Consider the following 26,418-nt stretch of genomic DNA (forward strand, 5'->3'; position numbering starts at 1 on the left):
CCATGTGGACAGCTTATTGTTTTTTTTTGCTTAGCTTAAAAAATTCGCGTCTTGTTGGCGGGACCCTATGCCCATCAACTTAAGAAAAAGAAATACCCCCAAAACGAAAAAAATGAGTAGCTTCTCAGAATAGCTATCTGTAGAGAAAGAAAATTTTAATTTAGGAGGATATGAAAGTATTAGCTTAATAGTAATGTGGCGCTCCCCCATATAAAGAAATTTTAAACATCTTAATCTACCTTCCCCTTATGTAAATATGGGAATAATGAAATTACCCCAAAGATAGCTAAACAGGCTCCAATCCAAAGCGGAGATACAAAACTATATCCTTTACTAATCCCAAGACCACCTAGTGACGAACCAATAACAATACCTAACGTAATAAAAGAACTATGAACGGTATTTATCATTATTCCATTACTAGCTGTTTTCATCACCCTCGCAACCATAGCTGGATTCAACGCTACACCAGTTAAACCAATAAAAATTGTAGAAATAACTGCAATGTATTTATTCTCTGCACTTAAAGCAAATAAAGATAACGCTATGATTAATATAATTAATCCACCCATAAGTATTTTCATTGTAAATTTATCAGCGAACTTACCAATTATTATATTCCCAATTACCGTCGCACTGCCATAGAGAGCAAGTAAATATGGAATACTTGTACTTGAAAAGCCTGTAACATTTGTAAAGATAGGAGTGAAATAACTAAATGCTGCAAACGTACCACCAATAATGAACATACTTGTTACGTACGCTGCCCAAAGATGAATATTCTTAAATCGCAGAAGTTCGTCTTTCCAATTTAATTGCTCTTTATTTGAAGATGATGGTAACAACCGTTGAATCATAATCCCTGATACTAGCACAAGAACCGAAACTGCCCCAAAACTAATACGCCATCCAAAAGATTGCGAAATAACGGTCGTTATAGGTAAACCTAATACAGTTGCGAACATTAAACCTGCAAGTACAATTGATGCAGCTTTTCCCCTTGAATCAGAGTGAACCAATGTTGCAGAAAAGGAAATCGCAACTCCAAAAGCTGAAGCTGAAGCAATACCAGTTATAATACGTGAAATCATCATAATATCATAGTTCCAAGCAATAGCTCCGAGCGATTGACCAATTAAAAATACGAACATTAAAAACAATAATGCTTGTTTGCTGCGCATCCGTAAGAGGATTGCAGTTAAAATGGGGCCTCCTATTACCATTGCTCCTGCATAAGCTGAAATTAAATACCCAATAGATGATACAGAAACCTGGAATGCAAGAGCAAGTTCATTCATCATACCTGCAACCATAAATTCTGATGTAGTCATACAAAAGATTGCTAAAGCTAATAAATAAATAATCGATGGCATAAAAACACTCCTTATTCATTATTGTAATGATTGGTACAAAAATAGTGCGAAAAAAGAGCGCACTAAGCGCCACAAATAGACTCTACTGTTCCTTTGATAACTTGTTCAGACAACATCCGATTTTGCATCGATACATTAAGAACACGGAATCCGTAATAACTGCTTAAAAGCAGACTAGCTAATTCCTCAGCTGATTGCTTCTTTGAAATTTCACCTGTTTGCAATCCTTCCTCCATCACTGTTTTAATAGCTTGTTTAAGAAGTTCAACATGCTTCGAGAAAATTTCCTGTACCATTGAATCGTTTTTAGCACGTTCTATACTGGCATTAATCAATAAACATCCTTTTTGATCCATATTCTCAAAGTCTTCTTTCAATGCCCATTCAAAAAAATTACTGAATCGTTCTTTAACTGGAATTGGAGTATGTAACAATTTCCTTTGTTCCCTAATCCCAATTTCATGGTAGCGTTCTAATACTTGTTTATACAGTTCATGTTTACTACCGAAAGTATTGTATAAACTTCCTTTTCCAAGTCCTGTATCACTGCATAAATCTTGTGTAGAACACCCTTCATATCCTCTTAACCAAAATGTTTTCATTGCAACATCTACAATTGAGGAATGATCAAACTCTCGAGGTCTGCCGCGTTTATTCAATTGTATCCTCCTCTCATTTTAAAGATAACATAAATAGAATACTCTTTTTTGTACCGAGTGGTCAACAATTTTGTTTTATTGTTACTGTAAAATAAAATTTGATTATTTTAGATTGCGAATAATTAAAAATAGCCCCCTTATTCAAATTGCCTAGCGAAAAAATCACGTTTTAATAGGCTTCTTTAAAGTAACAGAGTTATATCGAATTAGTGGGGAGTTTAATTATATGATGAAGGTCATGAGCGATTCGATGGATTCCCTCGCTGCATTTTTAGACTCTTTAATGCGATTTGGCTTATCGTCAGAGTGAGTTTGAGGAGAAATTGTCGTTCTGATAAAGGAATAAGAGACTTGGCATCTCAATGTGAAAATGAACACTTTATTTAAATCAATAGGCATCAGATTTATGCACAAAAAGAAAAGGAGTGGATCCCCCCACTCCCTTTAACTATCTACCCCTGATTCCTCTGCGCCTCTCTAAACTCCTCCTTCACCTTCTCTAACAAACCTTCTTCCGTAATTAATCGATATGCCGTATTCGCTAATGCTTTTGCTGATGTAATTAAAGCTTTATCTCCTAATTCTGAACGGGCTGCTTCTCTAAATTCATTCGTATGTGCAATTAAATCATCTGGACCGATTTTAATGTACGGATGAATGGTCGGTACGACTTGGCTTACATTTCCTGCATCTGTTGAACCGATGCCAAATCTTTCTTTCCGATTTACGTCTTCACCTTGTAATTCTAGTTCTTCGGCTACGACTTCATTAAATGTTTTTGTTACGAGTAATTCATCGATTTCATTTTGGAATTGATGAATTTTCACTTTCGTACCTGTTGCTAGTGCTGCTCCCTCTGCGATATTTCTTACTTTCTCTGTTACTTCCGCACATCTTTTTCTCGTTGCTGCGCGGATGAAGAACCTTGCTGCGGCATAGTCAGGAATAATGTTAGGTGCTTTTCCGCCTTCTGTAATAACGCCATGAATTTTCACATCTGACGGAAGTTGTTGACGAAGTGCGTTAATGCTGTTATACAGCTGAATGACCGCATCTAATGCGTTAATTCCTTCTTCTGGTGAAGCTGCTGCATGAGCTGTTTTTCCGTAAAAGTGAAAATCAAGTGGATCGACTGCTAATGAAGGACTCGTTGTTGCTGTTTTTCCGCTCGGATGAATCATAAGCGCTGCATCGATATCTTTAAATAAACCAGCCTTTACATAACTCGCTTTCGCACTACCATTTGGTCCTCCTTCTTCGGCCGGCGTACCAAACACGACAACTTCCCCGCCAATTTCTTCAAGCGTTTCTGATAATGCGATCGCTGCTGCAACGCTAATTGTGCCAATTAAATTGTGACCACACGCATGACCGAGCCCTGGTAAAGCGTCATACTCAGCTAAAAATGCGATAACTGGTCCTTGCTTTCCTGAACTTTTTCGCGCGATAAACCCTGTTTCATGACCAGCTATATTGTGCTGCAACTGAAACCCGGCGCTCCCTAACAATAAACTTAACGTTCTAGATGCGTAAAACTCTTGATTACCAATCTCCGGATTCGCATGAATATCGTGACTTGTTTCTATGTACTTTTCCTTATTTCTTTCAATACTCTCTTCAATTGTTTTTCTTTGTGATGTTACTCCAGTCGCTCCCATTTCTCTTCCCCCTTATATTTTCACATAAAAAAGCCTCTTTCTAAAAGATAGAAAGAGGCTTCTGCATATACAGTCAAAATGAGCTTCTTTCTTATCTTTCAAGTTACCTTGCTGGAATTGGCACAGTATTCATAACGAATCCGCTGCCGAGGTGTCATAGGGCCAGTCCCTCAACCTCTCGTGATAAGAATTTTCATAAAATTATATTAAATTACATTCATTCTAAGTTCATTTTGATTAAAAGTCAAGGAATTCCTATCCGAATTTACCGGATATCTAAAAATCCTTTTAATACACCAATTGTTTCTGGTGCTTGCAGTCTTGCACATACGTACGGAAATTCGGTACTACCTTCAAACATCATTTGAGATGTGAGTGGTGCGCCTGCCCAGAAAATTTCATCATCGATTACGATAAATGGGAATGCTTTATTTTGCCTTTGTAACTTTACATTTTTTAATGGAACTGGTCCATCACTATACACTGTTATTTGCGCATTTGTACGCATTAATGCTTGCCATACTCGCTTATCCACTTGTTTTGTACTTGGAAGTGAAATAATAATTTTTCGTTTTGCGGCTAAAATATCTTTCAATAGTCCTTTTGGCTCTTCAAGATTCATTTCCATAAACCAGCGTAAACGTTTCGAAATTTTTCGTTCCCATAATTGTCTTGATGTCGTGCGATCATACACATCTCCGTGACGTTCTATATGAGCTGTTAATTGTGATAACGCTTGTTTTCTCGAAAGGTTTTTACGCATATAATGACAATCTGATAATTGAATGAACTTCCCTCTCGCCCTTGTCACTGCTACATTGACAAGGCGATGATTTTTATGGTCAAAGAATAACACGCCAGGGCGTTCTTGCGGGTAACTATCCACTGTATCAAAAATCATCATATCTCTTTCAGAACCTTGGAACTTATGAACTGTCGCTGCTAAAACAGGAATGTGACGATACTTCGTTTTCTGCAACATTTCTCTAATACAAGTTGATAAGAAGCGGGATTGTGCTCTGTAAGGTGTAACAACACCGATCGATTGAACACCATCTAACAGTCCGATTAACATCATTTGCATCGCTACTAAACCAGACATAATGTTAAAACGTGACCCTGAAGCAGCGTCTTTTAATGAAAATGCCCCCATTAAGCTCGTATCAAATAAAACGCTCGCCTCATTTGCGAACGGTTGTAATTTCGCAAGTTCTTTACGTTCTGAAACAGATTGATGGTCATATACTCTATTTTTATAAATAAATGAGTTTGTAAACTTCGATATATCCGCATGCATACGTCTTTGTTCCTGCAACATAAAGAGGTTCGGATGTGCTTCTGATTTATTAACAGACTCAACAATCCCCGCATGGTAAAACATATCTTCCCCAAGCCACTTTCGAACGAGTTCATGGTTCGCCATCGCGATTGGAGGTAACTGTAAAAAGTCACCGCAAACGACGATGCGTTTTCCAAGTGAAGCAGCTAATGCAATTTGCGGAACATATGCCATACTCACTTCATCTACGACAACTAAATCAAACGTACGCTCATAAATAAGTGAATCAATCGCACATTTCGATAAAGTCGCACCTATTACTTTCGCATTTTCAATATATTCTTTTTCAACTTCTTTAATTTTCGCTTTTTGCTTTCGAAGATCACTTTCAATCTCTTGTATACGCTTCTTATCAGCAGAAGTCGCTTTATATGATAAAATCTTTTCACGAAGATCTTGGCGTGTTTCTTCTAAATAGAGTCTTTCTTCTCCCCAAGATCCGTTCGTCGTTTCAACTAACTTCGACGCAAGTAACGTTTCATGATTTCGTATATGTTCATGCTGACTATAACCGTAACGAACAATTTCGCCAGGCGTCCATTTCTTTTTATTTTCAATATGCTTCGTTACTTCACTCATTAATACGTCCACTGCCGCATTACTATGAGCTAATACAAGTACCGATTTTCCTTTTTGATAATGGGCCGAAATAATACGTGATAAATTGTAAGACTTCCCTGTCCCAGGCGGTCCCCACACGTACGTTGTCGGATTGTAAAATGAACGATACGCTAATTCATTTTTCGGATTTTTCATCTTCTCAATATGTTTCGGACTGCTCGTCCCATCAACAAGACGCTTTATACGATTACGTTTTAGCTTATCTTTACGCGCTTCTTTTAATCGCTCCTGTAGTTGCTCTAACAATTGCCACGGTTCACTATATAAAACCGCTTCTCGTATTTCACCTTGTATATAATCATTTAATTTCAGTTCTATTTCTAATCCATGTACAGATAATACTTCCCCTGTCGCTTCCTCACCATCAAACTCAATTCGAATTGGTGAACCTTCCGGTAAGCTTACTTCCGAAATAAGCTGAAATACGTATACTGTACTTTCATAATCTGTATATAAAAAACGACCGTTCATGATAGAAATTTTACTACCACCTATCGTTTTCCAATGTTTAATTTCATACGCTAATGCATAATGCCACTCTTTCATCGTTTCCGATAATGAAGGAGTTTGAGTAGGTGTATTCATCGTATAATCTCCTTCCTTCTCCCCAAACATACTTTCTCACTATACCATATAACACGCTAAAATTTGTAAGGTTTTTATCTTGCTTATTTTCTTAATTTTCAATAACATATTGTATATAATTTTCAGAAAGAAGGAATCTACATGCCAGTTAGAAGAATTGAACACGTTGGACTTATGGTTGCAAACTTAGAAACATCTATTTCATTTTATGAAGAAGTAGTTGGCTTACATCTCATTAAACGTATGGGGCACCCGAATCCAGACTTAAAACTCGCTTTTTTAGGTGTGGCAGAATCGAAGGAAACGATACTCGAATTAATTGAAGGCTACAACTCTTCTCTTCCGGCAGAAGGAAAAGTACATCACATTTGCTTTAAAGTGGATTCATTAGAGGATGAAATTAAAAGACTAAAGAAATACAAAGTAACCTTTTTACTAGGAGAAGAAATTGAAACATTAACAGATGGAACACGTTACATATTCTTCGCTGGTCCTGATGGAGAGTGGATTGAGTTTTTTGAGACGGAGAGATAAAGTGAAACTTTAATCAGTGGAGTTTTGTTCATCCCCCACTGATTATTAGTTGAACCAATCGGGCTTTTACGGGCAGTTGATCCCCACCTAACTTCTTTGCTTCATCTGAATTTTGAGGTGGGGGTCTTACTGCCCGTTAATGCGGGATAAAGTAGGACTTTAGGATAGAAATAGGGCCGGAATTCCGGCCCTTGTTTTTAACTAGTAACAAGGGAATTTAGCTTCAATCCGAAGAATCACCTATATTCAAAACAATCATTTTATTAGGAGGAAAGAATGATAAATACAATCTATATTATTATTTTTTGGATCCTTATACTCTTTCCAATCCTGTATGTAATTAAGATAAAACACTGGAATTTAAAAGTAGTTGCCGTATTTTTTGGCAGAATTTTATTAAGTATTATCTTTTTCATAAATGGAATGGTGTTAGGTCTGCAACGAGATTGGATAGAGCCTCCCTATGAAACAGAATGGGATTTCTTTATAAAGTCTTTATTAAACGGGAAAACTGACGCACTGATACACTTGTTACTTCTCATTATTATCATTACCTTGGACTTGATCATTACGTTTTATTATATTAATAAAAAGAAATAGGTATTCTCTCCTATTTCTTTTTTTAATGTGATGCTATCCCAAATATAAGTATTGAGTCAATGTATTCATCTCAAAACGTAAAAAAGACACAATGGAAAGTGTCTTTTTACGTTGACATGCTATGAAAGAAAATGTAGTGATTAATCATAGTTTGTTGGATTCTTCTTGCTTGATAATAGTATAACATTATCATCAGCGACTTTAAATGCAATTATGCATATATAAAGTTTTCATTATTTTATAGTTAGAGTCGTGTTTTTTCTTCTTATATATAGTGCATAACTTGAAATTGTATAATGTCTTTCCATAAATCTTTCCTCATTGAGTAGAAGGAATATCTATACTCGAAAACTAAAAACAATAAAGGAATATTTTAATAATAGAACCAGATTTTATAGTAAAATAAATACCATGGTATGAATGTACGTTTTACATATGAGCCCAATAAACCATATGCTTATAGAATTGAGAAAGCTTTAAAACAAATAAATTTTATATTTTAAGACAGTAATACTTCAAGCGGTATAGTGAGAATGTCAGGAATTTAAATGATTTAAGATTCAAACTATATAAAAGTTAAAGTATATGACTCAGGAAAAGAAGGTTTTGTAGTGTGCTACGCATTCAAGAATTAACGTAGGGAGTGCTTATATGAAAAGATTGAAACATGTAATATTGCTAGTATTATGTTTCTTATGTCTAAGTGGTTGTAATCAAGAAGATGGAGCTGAGGTACAAGAATATATAAAAAAAAAAACACGGTATTGATGTTGTTGTAACACATTGGAGCCCGATAAATGAAAATAATGGTGGTAATACCTACCATACTGTGCAAGAAAAAAATAACAAACATCTAAAATTCCGAGTAAAGGTACAAGGTCTCCTCTATTCATATCTAGTAGATGATGAATACCAATATGGAAAAAAAACATATGAGGAATATAAGAAATTCAAACCAACACTAGAAGAAATGAAAAAATTAGGCTACGTGGAATCTGAAACGGAAAATGTTCTTCAATATATTTTAGATAATAAAAATCCAGATGAAGGAAAACCAACTAATGAATTATTATTAACTTTGCAAATGAGTAACGAGATTAACTTTAGCCAATTGGATTCAGTAGAATTAGATCGTTTATATGCTCTATTTCAACTCATTCAGAAGAATAATAAAAAGATAACAGAACTAGAGATTAAGGATCAAAATGGTAAATCTTTAGGTGGGCCTTTTAAAAATGTACAAAACATAATAACAAAAGAAGAATTGTTACAAACAATGAAATCTACGATGTCAGATGCCCTAAACAAATATTAGGGAAATTGGATTAGAGCACACACCAAAGTAGAGGCAAGATTACATGAAATGCTAAACGATTGATTTGCAATTAAAAGTATTACTTATTCAAGTTCAGATAATGAGGATAGTCGAAAACATTTAGTGACTTTAGTTATTAATACTACAAATAATATATTTGAAAACAATTCCCCTTTAAAGATTTAATCAAAGTACCACAATCCTTAAAGGGGTACAACCGAGAAACGTGTAAAAACTAAAAACGTGTTTTGAAAAAAGATTAAACAAATCAACCTAAGATTCTATTCTAGAGTTTTTGCTGCATAATCTCCGTAAAAGTAAGATTTATCTAACTCATCATATTTAGGAGTAGCAATTATAGTGTATTTACCATCTTCATCGACTTCAAACAAAGCTACATTATTATATTCCGATCCCCCATTTGAATCATCTACTACCATATCAATGTTGTATATCCCTTTTGTTAATACTCCACTTTTTTGAAAGTCTTCAATTAGATCTTGGGCCTTTGGAATAGGATGTTTATTTTTAGACATGTCAAATTTAAATAGAAAATTTACTACACCTAAATACCTGACATTATAATTTTCACGTCGGGGGTCACTTGGTATTAATGTAGGTAAAAGTTTAGTAGTATCTATCTTTTGGGTCTTTTTAAAATCATCAAGTAGCTCTTGAGAATAAATTATATTAAACTCAAAGTTGTCATAAGGAAATATATAAACAGGACCATTTTCTACCGAGATAAATTTATTAGGGTATTCCACTAGCCCATATTTTTTTATGATCTGTTCAATTACTTGAACTACTTCTGGATGTTGCTCAATATATGCCCCCTTGAATTGTTCGAGATAGATATCGTCACTATCATCTTTTAAGATTTTCAAAGTATCTCTTTCAATCATGAAGAACGGATAAGCACGATATGGCTTTTTCATTTCTACATAAGTTTGATGGCCAATTCCTCCAAACCAATTATTATCTGTCTGAATAACAGAAAACTCCCCTTGTATTCCATAGTTTGTTTTTAAATATTCTTGTATGGGTTGATTCAGTTTATCTTTAGAGAAATAACAGCCACCAAGAATCAGGAATGATGTACTTACTAAGATGACTTGAATCAGTCTTTTCATACTATTCATTTTTCCCCCTACACTTCTTAAGTTTTAATAATATTATAACACTTACATCCAACTAAATTGCCACGATGACCTAAATACACTTCTTCACAATCTTAACGAAATAATTAATAAGATCACTCTATAATCTGGCACAATTGCTGAATAACATGACTGGTATTTTCACAACAATTCTATTATTTCTGTACAAAAGGAGATTTTATATGAGGGATATCGTCAGGTTTTTAGAAAATTCACAGGTTAAGAGTATGCAAATTTTTATGTAGATTTTCAGTTCATTCAGTAACAAACGAGAACTCTAAAACTGAGCTAGGAAAGAAATGTATAAAGTGAAACTTTAATCAGTGGAGGTTTTGTTCATCCCCCACTGATTATTAGTTGAACAAATCGGGCATTTACGGGCAGTTGATCCCCCACCTAACTTCTTTGCTTCCGCTGAATTTTGAGGTGGGGGTCTTACTGCCCGGCGAATAGCGGGATAAAAAATACATAGATCCATATAACAAATAGTGTATAAAATCACTACTGATTTTTATAAGTGAATTATTTGTATTCCTGTCTATATAATTTAAACGAATAAATAGCTCCAATAAAGAATACAAATGCTTCAAATAATATAAAGATTTGACGGAAATTCTCAATATCTTTACCAACTAAAGAAATAAATATAGCATTCATAAGAAGTTGAGTAGTAAACATACGAGAAGTAATTTTCAAATAAATAACATTTGTTCTTTCAGCTGGTTTACCAATTTTTTTGTAAATAAAAATAAGTGCAATTACTGAACCAAAAAATAGAAGTGCTGTAAGTCCTACAACGATATTAAAATTGCCTGTACTTTCTAACATCCATTTATTTAATAGATCAATCATTATTATCTTCCTTTCCTACATAAGAGAATATTTTCTTCTTCTATTTCACTATAATAAAAAAAGAAAAAGGAAAACATCGAACTTTCTTACAAACATTCGTGTATTCTTACAGTTTTGTCACTTTGTAAATGTATTCATCGCCTTTCCTTTCACTATTTTCTTTGGAAAACATAGTGAATTACGAAAAAGAGCGCTACAAGATTAACTTTCCAGAATGAGACGTTATGTAAATCACACAGATAGATAGCAGTATACAGCTCTTCTTTTATGGTACACTTCAATAAAAGGGGGTACGAGGTTTGAAAAAGTGGATTAAAATCACAGCAAGCTTAGTTATTGCTATAGCAGTTGGTATTTTTACTGGTTACAAAGTCGGTACATATGCAGGTTCAGACGTTAAGGAAAAGCAGACTGATAAAATTAAAGGGGAAGAGGTAATACTTGACCTCAATTCTGATCGTCATATAATCAATGCCATGCACAAAATGACTCATCAAAAAGTATTATCTCATGAAAAGCAAGGATTCATTAAAATGACTCCAGAAAACATCGAAACAGTACGTCAAGTAATTGATGAAAGTAATAGTGGAACCTTACAACATAAAGAACAGTACCTCAAGATTTTGGTTCGTTGGTATGAAGGCGATTTCTCTCAATCCGTTGAGGAGCATAATTTATTATGGGAATTGGAAAATAACAGCACTGGTCAAGCATACGAATTAGCGACATCAGAACAAGAAGAAGCATATATTCTAGAACAAGGGAATTCTGAAAAGCAATAAAAAAATGGACCTGTTATCAGGTCTTTTCTTGTATTTTCTCTGTTATCCCCTTTAAAAACAGCTTAAATCATACAACCTTCCCTCCCCTAGTTACTGAATAATAGTTTTGTTCATAATTTCGTAACATGTATAGACAGGTATATATGTTATAATCAACTTAGCAAATTACAATAAATTTGCATTTCCTGTGCCCCTTACCTCCCAGTAAGGGGCGTACCCTTTTCTAAGGAACTATATGCCGACATACGTATTCCTATTTATATAGGAATTTTTTTATAAAGGAAGAATGCAAAAAAGAAGGGATTATCCCCTTCTTTTTTTGCATTCTGTGTCTCTTATTATTTACTATAACCACGATTCAGCTCCGTTAACTTTTCATTGATGTTAAAAATTCTTACTCTAATATCTTTAACACCAGCTGCTTCAAGTCTGTTCTTGTGCATTTCCGCGTATTTTTCAGCATCTTGTTTTTCTTCAAATACATAGATGCCTCCAGCTTCTTTTGTTTCTTCATTCTCAGTCCATATTTTCCATTGGAATCCTTCTTCTTCATTAATACTTTTTGCTAAATCCCAAAATCCTTTTTCCATTTCTTCACCAAAAGGACCTTCAAACGGAAAATCAACTTGTAATAAATATGCCATCTTCGCTCACTCCTATTTTCAATATTTTTCAATTCGAATGCAGATAATACCTTAAATGAGTGCTGCTATTATTCCTGCACTCATTTGAAATTTCACCTACATTTTCACAACCCCTTTTATAAAATAATTACAAAATGATAGCAACTTGTACGTATATAGTTTAACGGCTTTAGATTATGTTTAAAAAACATGATAACAACTTATCCCTAAACTAAGGACAAACAAAACAAGTGCAGGTATTGCTTTCTTAAAAGGATCTCTCGCTAATACGATAAGAGTTAACGCAGCTACAAGCATCGTACCACCTAACAACAATCCTGCCAATAAAGCTGCCATTGGATACCAAATTCCTATCAACATTCCAATTGCTCCTACAATTTCAAAAGCCCCAGTTAAGAAATTAAAAACCGAAGGTAAACCAAATCGCTTAAACTCATCTGCCATTTTCCCCGATATAATTTTCGTTCCTGTCATTAAAAAGAATAGAAACAGCACTGCTTTTACAATATTGATGAAAATTAAAATAGTAATCACATCTTTCTTATTTATTTAACAATTAATATGCTATAGCATGTATAATACGGAATCTTGACTGGTACTAGGAAAAAACGTAATCCTGAATCAAATATCATACAAAATAAAGATATCTCCATCATTCCTTAAAACAAAATTATATGCTATAGCATATATAATACCTAAAACAATATTTGTTCCTTATAAATAGCATAGCATCAATAAGGAACAAATATTAATAGCGTGTATCATACAATTTGTTTAATAATGATTGTAATACTTTAATCTCTTCCTCGCTCAAATTACTCGTCACGAAATGGTGAGCGTCTGTCACTACAGGTAAGATTGTTCTTTTTAACTCGTCACCTTTTTCAGTTAAAAAAAGGTTATGTGAACGTCGATCTTGCTCATTCAAAGCCTTCTTTACAATCCCTTTTCTCTCCATTGACTGTATCATTCTTACGACAGTAGTTTGATCTTTATCAATCGCTTCTGCTAACTCTTTTTGAGTAGTGGCTCTTTGGCTACAGAGAACACTAATAATCCCCCACTGCTCTGGCGTAACTCCAAAAGGCTTTAATTTCTTCGTAAAATAATTGGTCATTTTCACATCAGTACGATGAACAAGATAGCCTATTAAATCATGTAAGTTCATGTATCACCTCTATAAATTAATATATAAAAGAGTATAGCATACCAGTCAATTATTCACAGTGAATGTATTCATTTTATTAATTACATGCTATGGCATATATATTATAGCAGGTCATTTTAATTGTCAAATAAATCATCTATTTTTCTACAGTATCAGCCGAGCTTATTAAAAATAAGAAAATCCCGTATTCCATGAAAATACGGGATTTTTATAAATAAGTTATTCACTTATACGAAAGAAGTTCATTCGTTACATATTACTTATCTAATTAAGAAACATTCATATACCAGCCCAAACATCTTTTCCATATCGCCCTTCATCTTGCAGACGATCCAACCAATTCCTTGCTTCTTGTTCACTGACTTCATGAATTTCTTGATAGGCTTGACAAAGGGTGTCTTCTACGTCAGGAGCCATTTTACTTCCATCACCACATATATAAAGATGAGCTCCATTATCTAATAACGAAATTAAATGGATTCTATCTTCTTTTATTACATGCTGTACATATGTTTTAGGATGTCCTTCTAAGCGAGAAAAAGCTGTGTGTAAAGAGATTAATCCATCTCTTTCATCATTTTCTAGTTCTGTACGATAGAGATAATCCTTTTCAGGATGACGACAACCAAAGTATAGGTGCGCTTCTCCTAAGTTCATACCTTTTTGCTTTTGAACGCGACGGGCTTGTAAGAATCCACGGAATGGTGCAATTCCAGTACCTGGTCCAACCATGATAATTGGGGTTTCTGGATTTTCAGGTAATTGAAAGTTTGATTGTGGCGTTCGAATGAAACAGATAATCTCATCTTGATTATGACGCTGAGCTAAATAATTAGAAGCAACTCCTTCATATGTCCCTTCCCCGCTCCATGCAGGCGCATTCACAACACCAACCGTAATACTCAGACGATCCTGTGCAATGAGTGGAGAGCTTGAAATTGAATAGTAACGCGGTTTGAGCGCCGGAAGAAGTTCTAAAAAACGTTCAAATCGGATTTCACAAGCCTCATACTTTTCAAGAAGATCTAACATTGACATACGTTTCTTTAATATTTGTTCTTGATAAACTCCTTCTTCCAATAATGATTCCAATTCCTTTTTATGAGGAGGGCATGCTGTGAATGTCACCATTTCTCGTATTTGTGCTCGAGTGGCTGCTTCTTGCACTTCTACACTATAACTAAGAAGGTCATATAAACGAACAGGACTGTCTAAAGGTATGTGATTTACACTGCGCCCACTTGCGCTTAATATGACTTGATCCTTCCCGTTTAATCCAAAGCGTTTTAAAATTCGGTTGACATTTTTCTCACTATTAATTGGCAGCACCCCAAGGTGGTCTCCTTCTTTATACGTAGCGCCTTCTGGCAAGGATATCTCAATATGTCGCGTGCTTCTTTCACTGCTAGATGATTGAAGTTCACGATTTTCTAATATAGATGCATAAACTGCTTCATATGTTCGCGCAAGAGGAGATCCTCCAAGACGGCTGACAAATTGCAGACTCAAAGTACTGCGTTCTTTCTCCATGTTTTTGTTAAGTTCCAATCCAAATGCCTTCATCGCATCAGACCACATACTTTCTTTCCATTGCTCGAGCTGTTCCTCGAAATCACCACTTGCATCCGCTTCTCCGCGTGTAGAAAATCTCGTTGCTCCTTTTTGAGCCATTTGCTCATCAATGTATCTTGGTATTCGCTGATAGGTACTAGCCCAATTATGGTCTCCACAACCAAAAACTGCGTATTGAACACCTTTTAGCTCATCCGGTTTTAATTCTTCCAACCACTGCACAAACTGTCCTGCATTACTTGGCGGCTTTCCATTATAAGAAGAAGTTACAATAAGAACCGCTCCTTCTTTTGGCAAACTTCCAATTCGATCGTTAAGAGCTGCCACTTCCGTTTGAACACCTTCTAAACTAGCTGTATCTGCTAGTTCTCTTGCAATACCTTCTGCTACCCCTGTATCCGAGCCATATAGAACAAGAAGTGAAAGATTATCGGCTCCAATAATAGAAGGAGTCTTCTGAACTTGCTGCTTGATTTCATGGTTTTTCAGTTTCTCCTCTACAGGCGCAAGAACAGTAGTATGGCTAATAGTTTGATTTCGAGGTACAATCCTAATTTTAAAATCACCAGGCTTTAGCGTTAAGGTTTGTTTTACGTCCAGCTGATAGTCTTCATAATCAATGAATTCAAAATGTTGAAGAAGCATTCCCATTACGAGTGTGGCTTCATGAAGTGCAAACTGCATACCGATACATGCTCGTTGACCATTTCCAAATGGCTTATAAGCATGATGAGGAACCTTATCCAGATCTTCAAATCGTTCAGGTTGGAACTCTTCCACATTGTCTCCCCACGCGTCTTTATCCCTATGTAACTGTGGAATAAGAACAGAAATACGATCTTCTCCTTTTTTAATTGGATATTTCCCACCAATCACTGTATCTTCTTTTGCATAGAGACTGAATGCTGGAGCAGTAGGCCATAGACGTAGCGATTCATTTAAAATCATACGTATATACTTTAGTTTCATAACTTGTTGGTATGTTGGAGTGGGATCTGTTAAAACTCGGTCTACTTCTTCATAGGCTTTTTTCAACTTATCTGGATTTTTTAATAAAAAATAGATTGCAAAAGATAACAATCCACTTGTTGTTTCATGCCCAGCTATTAAAAAAGTGATAATTTGAAAACGAATATTTTCATCATCTAATTTTTCACCAGTTTCCGGATCCTGCACATGTAACATACGGGAAAGTAAATCATTTTCTTCCTGATTCCCACTATTTTTACGTTCAGCAATAATATTATCTACTAAAGAAAACATGGATTGAATATCATGTTGAAATTGACGTTTCGTTCTCCACATGAGTTTATCTTCTATATCCAGCCGCTGCAATTGGTGCATTGCCTCATCTAGAGCACGGGTCATGCTAGTAATAAAAGGATGAGGGGTCTCGCGATAAAAGCTATTAAATCGGTAATTAAAACCACATAGACCAATTGTATCTAATGTAAGGCGAGTCATATCCTCTGGAACATCTACGTTTTCATTCGGATTCAGTCTTGCCCATTTTTGAACGAGTTGTACAGCAATATCGACCATCATGGCATGGTAATCTTTCATTGCCCGTTGGCTGAATGTAGGCATCAAAATATTATGAGCTTTTTTCCAGTTAGGCTCTTGAGTCTCACTTGTAAATAATCCGTCTCCAGCAAAGGCACGAACCTTTGCTAAAGCACCCTCTATACTTTTATCGAATCGTGTTTCGTCACAGACTTCTGCTACCAGTTCATGTCCAGAAACGACAATGATCGTATCACTTAAAGTTTGCATTCGAAAAATGGGACCATACTCTTCCGCTATCTTGATAAAGGATAAGGTCGGTTTATCTTTATCGATTAATGGGAGATTCCCTAGCGGTCCATATGTTTTCGGCTGAGGAATGGCAGATACTTTTTTATCCATTAAAAACACCCTTTCAAAAAATACTAAAATATCCCATTCAATAGAAAGAAGATAGCAATGAAGCGCCTGGGATAAAAATATGTAATTGATTACCTTATTTTATCTTTTCCCTAATTATTCACGATTATGATATTGCTTATAAGGTTGATATTAGATTTATAACTTGCAGAAAAAATACGAAATTAAAATGAAACATATTAGTATAATGTTTATCAGAAATTGAAAACTAAAGATTGTAGTATTTGGAAAGCCAATAGTTTCTAATGAAAAAAGGATCTGATATGAAGATCAGATCCTTTTTTCACTATGTGTAATTATTTCACTGTTTCTTTCAGTTCTTTTCCCGTTTTAACTATCAGCTTCTTAGTAGCAAAACAACTTGTAGACATCATTATCTCGAGTTTTATTTTGCTCTACCGATTTAACCTCTCGACTGCTTCCGGGCTTGTATCTACACGTTTAACGAAAAAAACTAATAGTAGTGCAACAATATTCATGCCAAGCGCTACATAGAACGAATATTGGATTCCGGATAATAAAGCCTTCTGCGTTACTATTACCTTCGTAGCTTCTGTGAAGGTTGTTGGATCTAATTCAGACATTAGACTTTCAGCTTTTGTTTTTGTTACAGAATTCATAATCGTAACAAGAATAGCAGTACCAATTGAACCGGACACTTGTTGAGCTGTATTATTAACAGCTGTACCGTGCGGATTTAAGCGAGTTGGCAATTGATTAAGACCATTTGTCATAAGTGGCATCATCACCATCGCCATCCCAAACATCCGCAGCGTGTAAATAAGAATAATATGTGTGTGACTAGAGTCGATTTGCAGGTTTGCCAGCATATAAGTTGAAACAGCTGTAATGGAAAGTCCTACTATACCAAGAATCCGAGGGCCATATTTATCGAATAGTTTACCTGTAATTGGTGACATAACTCCCATTATTACCGCACCTGGAAGCATCATCAGCCCAGAGCTCAGCGGTGAAATACCGCGGACATTTTGTACATAAGCTGGTGTTAAAATCATACCCGAAAACATGGCTACTGCGTTGACAATTGCAATTACAGAGGCAAGTGCAAACATTGGGTACTTGTAAACACGTAGATCCAATAACGGTTCATTCATTTTTAGTTGACGGATAATGAAAGCAATTAGGGCAATAGCGCCTATGATTAAGGTTGTTAAGACAACTTTATTCGTCCAACCATCGGAGCTTGCAGAACTGAATCCATATAACAGACCGCCAAAACCGACAGAAGATAATAATAATGAGAGATAATCAAGTTTTGCATTTTTGTTTTGTCTCATGACATTCTCAGATTTCCAAATCCCTAACAGTAAGCTTATGATTGCTAACGGTAAAATCATTTCAAAAAGCAAACGCCAGTCATAATACTCTACAATATAACCCGATAATGTCGGTCCAATTGCTGGGGCTGTAATCATAACTAATCCAAAAATCCCCATTGCTGTTCCCCTTTTTTCTCTCGGAAAGCTTACTAGCATAATATTCATTAACAAAGGTCCCATGACTGAAGAACCTGCTGCTTGAACCATCCGGCCAGTAAGTAATAAACCGAAGTTCGGTGCTACAGCCGCTAAAGCCGTACCAAGGATAAAAATCAACATGGATGTAATAAATAAACTCCTATTGGAGAAGCGGGTTATTAAAAATGCTGATGCCGGAATTAATATACCACTTACAAGCATATATCCTGTAGAAAGCCACTGGATCGTTGAATAATCTTTAATGTCTAAATCCTTCATTATTGATGGCAAGGCTACATTTAAAAGCGAGTTATTTAGAAATGAAACAAATGCCCCAATAAAAAGGATTACAAGCATTACATATGGTGGTTTTCTTTTATGTAATGTTTCACTCATATATTTATTTGCCCCTTCATTATAAATTCCATTGATTAATTTCAATCATTCACATATCTGCACAAAAATACATTACCCTTGCAGTATTTTGCCATACTCTTCGAATGGATATTCTCTTTTTCGCAATTCTACTTGCTCTACATAACATTTTAAAATCTTTTTTATTGATTAAACGCATTTGTTAACCGAAATTAAATTAGGCTACATTTTGAGGTGAAGTTGTCTTATCGCCCACAAATAGCAGGATAAATCAACAAGACAAGACCACACCCATTCCTTTAAATACAGGCTTGTAAATCTAGTTATGTAACCATCCATCAAAAGGAATATTACATAGGCTAAGTCTAACATTACATTTTTAAAGTAAGGGGAATAAGCTTATGCACCAATATCGGTATTTGAATTCAAAAGGAAATGAGGAGCATTATAATTACCAAATTTCAATGTCATCATTATATGTACAGCCCCAAATCACTAAAGCTGAGGGAATGAATGATTTGAAGATTCCTGAGAATTGGAGTTGTCGCTTCTATCCAATTGGTTCGGATTCACCAGCCAATTATACAGCTTTCCATCCTCAGTCCCCTCCCTTCTCTTTGGATCAGCCAATCCATTATGCAGGGATGATGCCCCAAGGTCAACCCGCTAATTGGCCTCCATTCCCAGTCCATGCAGGTAATTTTCAAAAACCTCCCTTACCCTGGGCTCAACCATTCAACCATACAGGGATGTTCGCACAAGGTCATCTTGCCGCCTTACTCTCACCGCCAGCTAAGGCTTTTAAATTTAATAGCAATAACTGGGGTATTTTCGGAAACTCTCCAGGATGGGGTGGACAGATAAGTCCCATGGGATGGGGGAATAACGGAGGTTACGGTCAACCAGGAATGCTTGGAAACTTACTTACAGTAGGAAAAGGCACTATGAATGGAATTGGAATGCTTAGTAGTCTAATGGGTATGGGCAAGTTCTTCTTTTAGTGAATTAGAACGAGTGGATACGTCCATAGATCAAACATGCCCATCAGTGTATTGATTATATGGTTCCAGTACTCCCTCCAAGTTCGGTTCCTCTTATGTCAAATTATAAAAACATCTATTGCCTTGTATGTGATAACTTGATATAGGTATGGTGGCATTAACAAAATGCAAAAACCGGTTCCTTTACGAAAGAACCGGTTTTTGCATTTTGTTGGAAAAGTAGTCAAATCTTTTTTTCATTATTTAACACTTTGAACACGGCCAATTTGTCCATCTTGTAGTCGAACTTTAATGCCATATGTATGTGTTTCGCTATGTGTCAAAATGTCTTTCACAACGCCACTTACAGTTTTACTATAATCATTATCCAATTGCATAACTACATGTGAACCAACTGAAATTTGTGACCTTGTTGGTTTCCCACCTGTTGCTTGTGTTGGTTTTTCTTGTTTTTGTGTTCTCTCCTGTTGTGTAGACTGCTGTTGCTGAGCTTTCTTCTCTTCTTGCTTACGTTTTTCTTCTTCTGCTCTTTGTTGCTCTTCTTGTTTACGTTTTTCTTCTTCTACTCTTTGTTGCTCTTCTTGTTTACGTTTCTCTTCTTCTACTCTTTGTTGCTCTTCTTGTTTACGTTTCTCTTCTTCTGCTCTTTGTTGCTCTTCTTGCTTACCTTTTTCTTCCTCTACTACTTTTTTGTCTTCATCCACTTTTTGCTCATCTGGTGCGCCCTTTAATTTTTCTTCATTACCTTTACAAGCACTTAAAGCAATTACACATAAACTCATAAGTGCAAATAATAATAATTTCTTTGACATTTAAAAATCCTCCTATATATACATTACAAATTAATAACTTTCATAGCATAACAAAAGTATATGTATTTCTTTGTCGTAATTTGTCGTATATATGTAATTTCTACTAAAAGACTGGCTCTATAATAAAGTGAAACTTTAATCAGTGGGGATTTCTTCATCCCCCACCTAGCTTCTTTGCTTTCGCTAAATTTTGAGGTGGGGGTCTTACTGCCCATTAAAGCGGGATAAAAAAGTTTTCAAACAATATTTTTAGTCTCCTTAAGTTAATAGCTATAGATTGAAACCATACCCGCAAAAAGCGTTAGCCTGGAACGGACATAAAAAAGCGAGTCCATGAATGAAATTCGTCCATGGACTCGCTAATCATCTTTATTGGAATTTTCAGTGCCCTCCTATGCAGGTAGAGGAATTTTCATAGGAATATCAATCCCATGTTATGATTGCAGGCGTTCAAGAGCCGAGGTGCGGTAATTTGCATTTTGCTCAACAGTAGCTTCTGAAAGTGCCCTCTTCAATGCCACAGCGTTCAAATCCTTCTCGATAAAATCAGGCGTTCCAGACGCAGGGGTGCCAAGCTGAACACGCCATGAATCGTCTATGGAACCGCCATCGACAGGATCGAAGCCGATTGAGTTGACAAGCTTCATCACAACCGCTTTGGCCTCAGGATCGTCTGCAAAAACCGGTAGTGCAATCCGGTCCTCAGCGCCTTCCGGTTTCGCCAGATCAATAATACGCTGAGCTACGATGTTGCTGAACGCTCTGACGACTGGGGTACCGATTTGCTGCTCTACCCAACGGCTTTCCGTTTTTATGCTGCCATCAAGGAGTTGTTCAATTCTGCCATCCCGATGTATAGTATAATTGTTGGTATCGATGATAAAGGCTTTTGCTTGTCGAAGATCGAACAATCCACGAGGAAGTGACGCAATTTTGCCGAAAGGGATCGCCAGAATAATAAGCTCGGCTCCACGCACCGCTTCTTCATTAGTCACCGGACTCGCTCCAGTAAGAGTTGCGACCTCTGCCAAAGTGTCTGGCCCGCGTGAATTTGAGATGTTAACCTGATGCCCCAAAGCGACAAGCTGTTTCGCCAAAGTTGACCCAATAAAGCCAGCACCAATAATCCCAATATTCATACCCATATTCCCCCAACTCTAATATTCTTAACCGCTTTACAAATTTTTCATCTCCACAAATTCATTTATCTACAATAAGATTAATGTGCGCCACTTAATTTAACTAAAATTTTTGATTGCGATTTATCATGAATTAACGCTTCAAAGCCTTGTTCAGCAATATTATCTATATCAATTTTACTTGTAATAATTGATTGCGCGGGTAATCTTCCATTAGCAAATAATTCAATAACCTCATTGTAAGTTTCATTGCTGTATCCTACAGACCCCATTAATTTTGCACCACTAAAGATTAGTGAAGCAGGAACATTAAATTGGATATCTTGCGTGTGGAAGCTGATAACCATCATTGTGCCACGAACTTTAGTTGATTGAATAGCTTGATTAAATGTTGACTCGACACCTGCAGCTTCAATTGTCACATCTGCTCCATTTGGGAATAATTTTCGAATTTCTTCAACAGGATTTACTTCTTTAGCATTAAAGACGTGTGTCGCACCCATTTCAGTTGCTTTATCAAGTCGACTATCAAATAGATCGATAACAATAATATTAGAAGCACCTGCAGCTTTTGCACCTAAAACAGCAAATAGCCCAATAGGACCCGCTCCATAGACAACGACAGTATTCCCTTCTCTTACATTTGAATCCTTAATGGATTGGAAAGATACAGCTGCTGGTTCAACCATGGCTGCCAATTCTAGCGGTAAATGATCTGGAATTTTAAAAATCGTTTTTTGTGGAAGTATCACATATTCAGCAAACCCTCCGTCGATTTGTGCACCAACTGCGTCTAAAGTGATGAAACGTTCAGTTTCAGCATTTGAAGGATCTTTAAGCATCATTGGATAGATACATACTCTGTCACCTTTTTTAAATTTTGTTACATGAGAACCAACCTCTGCAATTTCACCAGAAAATTCATGTCCCATTACCGTATTCATATTTATTGGTACTGAACCTGGATGCAAGTATGCATGCAAATCAGAACCACAAATACCAGCCCATGCCACTTTAACTTTTACGTCATTCGGTTGTAATTCTTTCGTTTCTCTTTCCTCAATACGAATATCTCTTTCACCATACCACACTGCAGCTTTCATCAAAAATCCTCCTTTAAACAATTCAACTGTTGTATATTTTTTCATTGAGCATGAGATTGCAATTCATTTTTTTTAATATGAAAGCAGCTCTCTTTTGCTATGTTCATTAATCTATCATAGGTTTTGGAGGAATTCGATGAGCAAAAAATAATATATGTCTCAAAGTGAGACATATATTTTGAATTGGTTCATTTATTTAGAAATTTTTAGAAATCCTAATTAATTCTTCTTTTGAAAATGGATATTCATTCCCTATCCATTTCTTTATAATCTCAAAAAAACCACTACAGTAGAAATCGCATAGTACCATTGGATATTCAGAGTTTTGGATTCGTTTGGAAAGTGGGTCATTATATTTCATTGAGGTTTCATATAAATCTTTCGAACCATACTGGATCAATTTTTCGTATAACTCAAGGCTATTATTTTTACTGGTAATATTAAAAAACAATGTACGATTAACATCGATGTATTCAATTATTTCTTCAAATAATGTACGTTCTAAATCCATACCTTGCTTTGTTTGTTCAAAGAGGCTAATTGCGATGGAATTTGAAGCATCACTAAATAGCTCATATTTATCTTCGTAATGCCGGTAAAATGTGCTTCTATGAATCATTGCTTTTTCACAAATATGATTAATTGTGATGGATGAAAATGTTTTTTCTTTTAATAACTCCATGAACGCATCTTTTATTATGTTTTGCGTGCGTAAACGTGTAAAATTGCTCAATTCAAGTATCCTCCTATATTTAGCTCCCAAGTAATGCTTAAAATTATAATAGTTTAGACCGCATAGTCTTTTTTCTTTTAGTATGCCTAAATCCATAATAATATGGAATTCTTTTTCCTAAATATAATACTTTTTATAAAATAATTTTTAACTTTAGCTCAATAGCTCTAATTTATGAATAAAATTGACCCTGGCACTTAAGCCAGAGCCAAAATGCTTATTTTATATGGAGTAGTTCACTTTTCACAGGGAAAGAACTTAATCCATATATAGTACTACTATTCGAGATAGGAGTGGGAAGATTCTCGTCAATAAACGAAAATGATTTATATCTTTTTATTAATTCTGTCAATACAATTTTAGCTTCTAATCTAGCTAGAGGCGCGCCTAAGCAAAAGTGGATACCATGCCCAAATGTTAGATGAGGATTTCGCCCACGATAGATGTTGAAACTATCACCATCTGTGAATTGATGCGAGTCACGATTAGCTGATCCTACCCAAGCTGAGATGATTTGATCTACTTGTAAAGTTTGGTCCTTTAATTGAATCTCTTTTTTTACTCTTCGTGTAATTCTTTGAACCGGTGAACGATACCGCAATACTTCTTCAATTGATTTTGGAATAAGAGATATATCCTGTTGTAATTGCTCATAAACATTTGGATATTCTATAAAACAATATAATGCGTTTCCAAGTAAATTGGTCGTTGTTTCATTTCCCGCTACTAATAGTAGTTTACAAAACGATACTAATTCTTTACCAGAAATGCTTTTTTCCGCTTCACTTTGAACTAGTAAAGAAATAATGTCGTTTGCATCTTTTTGGGATTTTTCTCGATTGAGTTGTATGATTTCTTCAAAAAAATCTCCTAATTCATTTTCTGCTTGTAAACGTGTATGAAAAAATTCTGCCAAATAATCCGGATCATCATGACTCGGTGAACTTACGATAATATCAGACCATTTCTTAAACCTTTCCATATCCTTAGCAGAAACCCCTAACATTTCAGCAATTACTATAACTGGTAACGGATAAAATAACTCCCTTACAATATCAAAAGTTTTACGATTGGATAATTGATTAAGTATATCGTTTGTAATTTGCTGGATTCTCGGCTCCCATTCTCTTAATGATTTAGGAGTGAAAGACCGATTTACAATAGAGCGAATTTGCGTATGTTTTGGCGGATCCATCCCAAGAATACTTTGTGGAAATGGAGACTTTTTCTTCTCGGGCATAATATTAGAGAAATGCTCTTTATCCTCTAAAACAGTTTTTACATCTTCGTACAAAAAAACATTCCACATATCAGCCTGATGGTTAAAACAAATGGGCTCTTTTTCCCGCATCTCTTTATACCATGCAAATGGTTTATAAGGATCTTCTAACGCCTTTTTTCCTATCAGCTTACTTGTAGGAATCATATCAATTGATTGGTAAGGTGTTTTCATATATAACAATCTCCCCTCTAAAAATATTTTCACACCGAATGAAATTCACCGAATAACATTCGACGTATTGAGGATTATACACCAAAAAACAAAATATTCAAACTAATTTTCTGTTTTTAAGATATCAATTCATATATAATCAGCCTTCACCAATCGGGCTTTTATGGGCAGTTGATCCCCCACCTAACTTCTTTGCTTTCGCTAAATTTTGAGGTGGGGGTCTTACTGCCCATTAAAGGGGGATACATGTTGTATAAAAAATCCGCCACAAAGAAAACAACAAGCTCTACGAATTTCCACTTCATTTTGTACATTTAAATTCCACATTGATCCATTCCCTTTGAAAAGGAGAAGAACAAACAAATTACATGTAAAAAGAGACGCTACTTTAAAAACTCAGCGTGATGATTAAAACAGATAGGTTCTTTTTCCCGCATTTCTTTATACCATACAAATGGTTCAAATGGAGTTTCGAAGTCCTTTTTTCTATTCGCTTATTCGTAGGAATCATAACGATTGATTCATAAGTAGTTTTCATATGTAACATCTCCCCTCAAAAAAAACATCTTCATTACACAGAATACAATTCACCGAATAACATTCTGTGTAATGAAGGTTATATAACAATCAACTATATTTTCAAACCACTTTTTCATTTCTAAGATATCAGTTAATATATAATCAAGGAGGAATAAACTTTGTGTAAAAAAAATTTGACCAAAAGAAAACAACAAGCACTACTAACACAGAGCAATATATTTCATGTATTTTTAAATTTAACGAAAGAAAAAAAAATTGAGAATATAACAATTGAAGATATTTGTAAAAAAGCAAATGTTTCAGTAGGAACTTTTTATCATTATTTTTCTTCCAAAGAGGATATTTATAAAAAAATATTTCAACAAATTGATGAAAACCTACATGCTGAATTAGAAAATATAGATCAAAATAAAACAGTGCAAACAACTATTTTAAACTTCTTCCACTGCATAGCTGAATATACGACTAAATTGGAGTTACATATAAATCTTCTTAATGATTTAAACAAAAGAGCATTTATATATGAGCCTTCATTAATTTACAAAGCTCTAAATGGTTTTGTTTATAAAGGACAACTTGAAAAAGAATTAACAAATGATATGAGTGTAGAAGAAATAACAACATATCTTTTTACATTTGCTAGAGGGCTTATATTAGATTGGTGTATTTTAGAAGGAACATACTCTTTAGAACAGAGGATGGATACTTATATGAAATTAGCATTAAACTCTTTAAAACCCTAAATTTTAATCACATTCTACATTCTTTTGCTTCATTACATTAAATTCTGTTTTATTTTTTCTAGGTATTAAAGTATCCAAAATAAAAGAAAAAGCATGTCTCTTCTTTATATTGCAAGAAGAGACATGCTTTTTTTTATAATACCCCCTCATCAATCCATTTCAAGATAGTTCATCCCTTCGGAAAGAGAAAATAACGCTCAAAGTATATGTGAAAAGTTAAGAAAGTGGATACTTCCTGAATGCTAATTTTTAAATG

21 protein-coding genes, 3 pseudogenes and 1 riboswitch are annotated in these 26,418 nt (G+C 35.2%); of the genes and pseudogenes, 7 read left to right on the plus strand and 17 right to left on the minus strand.

Annotated elements, in window-relative coordinates; all coding sequences use genetic code 11:
- Positions 1-230: 230 nt before the first annotated feature.
- Both PDK19_RS20920 and PDK19_RS20925 read right to left on the minus strand, forming a co-directional pair.
- Positions 231-1,373 (minus strand): MFS transporter, encoded by a 1,143-nt coding sequence (locus PDK19_RS20920; RefSeq protein ID WP_074615659.1) that lies wholly within the window; start codon positions 1,371-1,373, stop codon positions 231-233.
- Positions 1,374-1,435: 62 nt separating this feature from the next.
- Positions 1,436-2,032 carry a TetR/AcrR family transcriptional regulator gene (locus tag PDK19_RS20925; protein WP_074615658.1) on the minus strand — a complete coding sequence of 199 codons (597 nt, stop codon included), beginning with the start codon at positions 2,030-2,032 and terminating at the stop codon, positions 1,436-1,438.
- Between the two features lie 184 nt (positions 2,033-2,216).
- On the opposite strand from PDK19_RS20925, the pseudogene PDK19_RS20930 reads away from it, so the two are divergent.
- Positions 2,217-2,367 (plus strand): annotated as a pseudogene (locus PDK19_RS20930) (Lrp/AsnC ligand binding domain-containing protein); the annotation flags it as partial.
- 117 nt (positions 2,368-2,484) lie between these two features.
- On the opposite strand, the gene PDK19_RS20935 reads toward PDK19_RS20930, so the two are convergent.
- Together PDK19_RS20935 and PDK19_RS20940 are read right to left on the minus strand one after the other, a co-directional pair.
- Positions 2,485-3,690 (minus strand): M20 family metallopeptidase, encoded by a 1,206-nt coding sequence (locus PDK19_RS20935; RefSeq protein ID WP_074615657.1) that lies wholly within the window; start codon positions 3,688-3,690, stop codon positions 2,485-2,487.
- An 88-nt stretch (positions 3,691-3,778) separates the two neighbouring features.
- Positions 3,779-3,880: riboswitch (SAM riboswitch) on the minus strand.
- Positions 3,881-3,955: 75 nt separating this feature from the next.
- A complete protein-coding gene (locus PDK19_RS20940; RefSeq protein WP_139303042.1) occupies positions 3,956-6,265 on the minus strand; it encodes an AAA domain-containing protein in 2,310 nt (769 codons plus the stop codon).
- Positions 6,266-6,376: 111 nt separating this feature from the next.
- Here PDK19_RS20940 and PDK19_RS20945 point away from each other — a divergent pair, with 111 nt between their 5' ends.
- From PDK19_RS20945 to PDK19_RS20955, 3 genes and pseudogenes are all read left to right on the plus strand, one after another.
- Positions 6,377-6,769 carry a VOC family protein gene (locus tag PDK19_RS20945; RefSeq protein WP_074615655.1) on the plus strand — a complete coding sequence of 131 codons (393 nt, stop codon included), beginning with the start codon at positions 6,377-6,379 and terminating at the stop codon, positions 6,767-6,769.
- 276 nt (positions 6,770-7,045) lie between these two features.
- Positions 7,046-7,369, plus strand: coding sequence for a hypothetical protein (locus PDK19_RS20950; RefSeq protein WP_088300140.1), 324 nt, complete (start codon positions 7,046-7,048; stop codon positions 7,367-7,369).
- Between the two features lie 651 nt (positions 7,370-8,020).
- Positions 8,021-8,861 (plus strand): annotated as a pseudogene (locus tag PDK19_RS20955) (hypothetical protein); the annotation flags it as partial.
- A gap of 104 nt (positions 8,862-8,965) precedes the next feature.
- Here PDK19_RS20955 and PDK19_RS20960 read toward each other — a convergent pair.
- Both PDK19_RS20960 and PDK19_RS20965 read right to left on the minus strand, forming a co-directional pair.
- Positions 8,966-9,826, minus strand: coding sequence for a hypothetical protein (locus PDK19_RS20960; protein ID WP_074615708.1), 861 nt, complete (start codon positions 9,824-9,826; stop codon positions 8,966-8,968).
- 540 nt (positions 9,827-10,366) lie between these two features.
- The gene (locus PDK19_RS20965; RefSeq protein ID WP_074615709.1) at positions 10,367-10,696 is read right to left on the minus strand and encodes a 6-aminohexanoate hydrolase; all 330 of its coding nucleotides are present in this window, start codon (positions 10,694-10,696) and stop codon (positions 10,367-10,369) included.
- Between the two features lie 299 nt (positions 10,697-10,995).
- Here PDK19_RS20965 and PDK19_RS20970 point away from each other — a divergent pair, with 299 nt between their 5' ends.
- Entirely contained in the window at positions 10,996-11,478 is a 483-nt protein-coding gene (locus tag PDK19_RS20970; RefSeq protein ID WP_074615711.1) for a PRK06770 family protein, read from the plus strand.
- A gap of 338 nt (positions 11,479-11,816) precedes the next feature.
- On the opposite strand, the gene PDK19_RS20975 is transcribed toward PDK19_RS20970, so the two are convergent.
- The 5 genes from PDK19_RS20975 to PDK19_RS20995 form a co-directional block, all read right to left on the minus strand.
- Entirely contained in the window at positions 11,817-12,122 is a 306-nt protein-coding gene (locus PDK19_RS20975) for a monooxygenase (RefSeq protein WP_000323762.1), read from the minus strand.
- Between the two features lie 180 nt (positions 12,123-12,302).
- Positions 12,303-12,653, minus strand: coding sequence for a DoxX family protein (locus PDK19_RS20980; protein WP_270708019.1), 351 nt, complete (start codon positions 12,651-12,653; stop codon positions 12,303-12,305).
- A gap of 217 nt (positions 12,654-12,870) precedes the next feature.
- Complete coding sequence (locus PDK19_RS20985) at positions 12,871-13,290, minus strand: MarR family winged helix-turn-helix transcriptional regulator (protein ID WP_001048554.1); 420 nt, start codon at positions 13,288-13,290, stop codon at positions 12,871-12,873.
- 279 nt (positions 13,291-13,569) lie between these two features.
- Entirely contained in the window at positions 13,570-16,767 is a 3,198-nt protein-coding gene (gene cypD / locus PDK19_RS20990) for a bifunctional P-450/NADPH--P450 reductase (protein WP_074615712.1), read from the minus strand.
- 413 nt (positions 16,768-17,180) lie between these two features.
- On the minus strand, positions 17,181-18,659 hold the full coding sequence (locus tag PDK19_RS20995; protein ID WP_049111030.1) for a DHA2 family efflux MFS transporter permease subunit: 1,479 nt from the start codon (positions 18,657-18,659) through the stop codon (positions 17,181-17,183).
- Positions 18,660-19,039: 380 nt separating this feature from the next.
- Here PDK19_RS20995 and PDK19_RS21000 point away from each other — a divergent pair, with 380 nt between their 5' ends.
- On the plus strand, positions 19,040-19,639 hold the full coding sequence (locus PDK19_RS21000; protein WP_049111031.1) for a hypothetical protein: 600 nt from the start codon (positions 19,040-19,042) through the stop codon (positions 19,637-19,639).
- 239 nt (positions 19,640-19,878) lie between these two features.
- On the opposite strand, the gene PDK19_RS21005 is transcribed toward PDK19_RS21000, so the two are convergent.
- From PDK19_RS21005 to PDK19_RS21030, 6 genes and pseudogenes are all read right to left on the minus strand, one after another.
- A complete protein-coding gene (locus PDK19_RS21005) occupies positions 19,879-20,451 on the minus strand; it encodes a YwbE family protein (protein ID WP_270707975.1) in 573 nt (190 codons plus the stop codon).
- 434 nt (positions 20,452-20,885) lie between these two features.
- Positions 20,886-21,590, minus strand: coding sequence for an NADPH-dependent F420 reductase (locus PDK19_RS21010; protein ID WP_270707977.1), 705 nt, complete (start codon positions 21,588-21,590; stop codon positions 20,886-20,888).
- Positions 21,591-21,670: 80 nt separating this feature from the next.
- Positions 21,671-22,693, minus strand: a complete 1,023-nt coding sequence (locus tag PDK19_RS21015; protein ID WP_270707978.1) for a 2,3-butanediol dehydrogenase — start codon at positions 22,691-22,693, stop codon at positions 21,671-21,673.
- Between the two features lie 196 nt (positions 22,694-22,889).
- Positions 22,890-23,426 (minus strand): TetR/AcrR family transcriptional regulator, encoded by a 537-nt coding sequence (locus PDK19_RS21020; RefSeq protein WP_000064554.1) that lies wholly within the window; start codon positions 23,424-23,426, stop codon positions 22,890-22,892.
- A gap of 217 nt (positions 23,427-23,643) precedes the next feature.
- Positions 23,644-24,879, minus strand: coding sequence for a cytochrome P450 (locus PDK19_RS21025; protein WP_074568166.1), 1,236 nt, complete (start codon positions 24,877-24,879; stop codon positions 23,644-23,646).
- Positions 24,880-25,274: 395 nt separating this feature from the next.
- Positions 25,275-25,417 (minus strand): annotated as a pseudogene (locus PDK19_RS21030) (cytochrome P450); the annotation flags it as partial.
- A gap of 160 nt (positions 25,418-25,577) precedes the next feature.
- Between PDK19_RS21030 and PDK19_RS21035 the strand changes: the two are divergent.
- Entirely contained in the window at positions 25,578-26,162 is a 585-nt protein-coding gene (locus PDK19_RS21035) for a TetR/AcrR family transcriptional regulator (protein ID WP_000335146.1), read from the plus strand.
- Positions 26,163-26,418 lie beyond the last annotated feature (256 nt).

It is taken from the genome of Bacillus cereus group sp. BcHK124 (assembly GCF_027712065.1).
GTDB classification, from domain to species: Bacteria; Bacillota; Bacilli; order Bacillales; family Bacillaceae_G; genus Bacillus_A; species Bacillus_A pacificus.

Excerpts from the sequence above, each read along its gene's own strand:
- PDK19_RS20920 (WP_074615659.1), bottom strand. The coding sequence starts at position 1,373 with ATGCCATCGATTATTTATTTATTAGCTTTAGCAATCTTTTGTATGACT.
- PDK19_RS20935 (WP_074615657.1), bottom strand. The coding sequence starts at position 3,690 with ATGGGAGCGACTGGAGTAACATCACAAAGAAAAACAATTGAAGAGAGT.
- PDK19_RS20940 (WP_139303042.1), bottom strand. The coding sequence starts at position 6,265 with ATGTTTGGGGAGAAGGAAGGAGATTATACGATGAATACACCTACTCAA.
- PDK19_RS20945 (WP_074615655.1), top strand. The coding sequence starts at position 6,377 with ATGCCAGTTAGAAGAATTGAACACGTTGGACTTATGGTTGCAAACTTA.
- PDK19_RS20950 (WP_088300140.1), top strand. The coding sequence starts at position 7,046 with ATGATAAATACAATCTATATTATTATTTTTTGGATCCTTATACTCTTT.
- PDK19_RS20960 (WP_074615708.1), bottom strand. The coding sequence starts at position 9,826 with ATGAATAGTATGAAAAGACTGATTCAAGTCATCTTAGTAAGTACATCA.
- PDK19_RS20965 (WP_074615709.1), bottom strand. The coding sequence starts at position 10,696 with ATGATTGATCTATTAAATAAATGGATGTTAGAAAGTACAGGCAATTTT.
- PDK19_RS20975 (WP_000323762.1), bottom strand. The coding sequence starts at position 12,122 with ATGGCATATTTATTACAAGTTGATTTTCCGTTTGAAGGTCCTTTTGGT.
- PDK19_RS20985 (WP_001048554.1), bottom strand. The coding sequence starts at position 13,290 with ATGAACTTACATGATTTAATAGGCTATCTTGTTCATCGTACTGATGTG.
- cypD (WP_074615712.1), bottom strand. The coding sequence starts at position 16,767 with ATGGATAAAAAAGTATCTGCCATTCCTCAGCCGAAAACATATGGACCG.
- PDK19_RS20995 (WP_049111030.1), bottom strand. The coding sequence starts at position 18,659 with ATGAGTGAAACATTACATAAAAGAAAACCACCATATGTAATGCTTGTA.
- PDK19_RS21000 (WP_049111031.1), top strand. The coding sequence starts at position 19,040 with ATGCACCAATATCGGTATTTGAATTCAAAAGGAAATGAGGAGCATTAT.
- PDK19_RS21005 (WP_270707975.1), bottom strand. The coding sequence starts at position 20,451 with ATGTCAAAGAAATTATTATTATTTGCACTTATGAGTTTATGTGTAATT.
- PDK19_RS21010 (WP_270707977.1), bottom strand. The coding sequence starts at position 21,590 with ATGAATATTGGGATTATTGGTGCTGGCTTTATTGGGTCAACTTTGGCG.
- PDK19_RS21015 (WP_270707978.1), bottom strand. The coding sequence starts at position 22,693 with ATGAAAGCTGCAGTGTGGTATGGTGAAAGAGATATTCGTATTGAGGAA.
- PDK19_RS21025 (WP_074568166.1), bottom strand. The coding sequence starts at position 24,879 with ATGAAAACACCTTACCAATCAATTGATATGATTCCTACAAGTAAGCTG.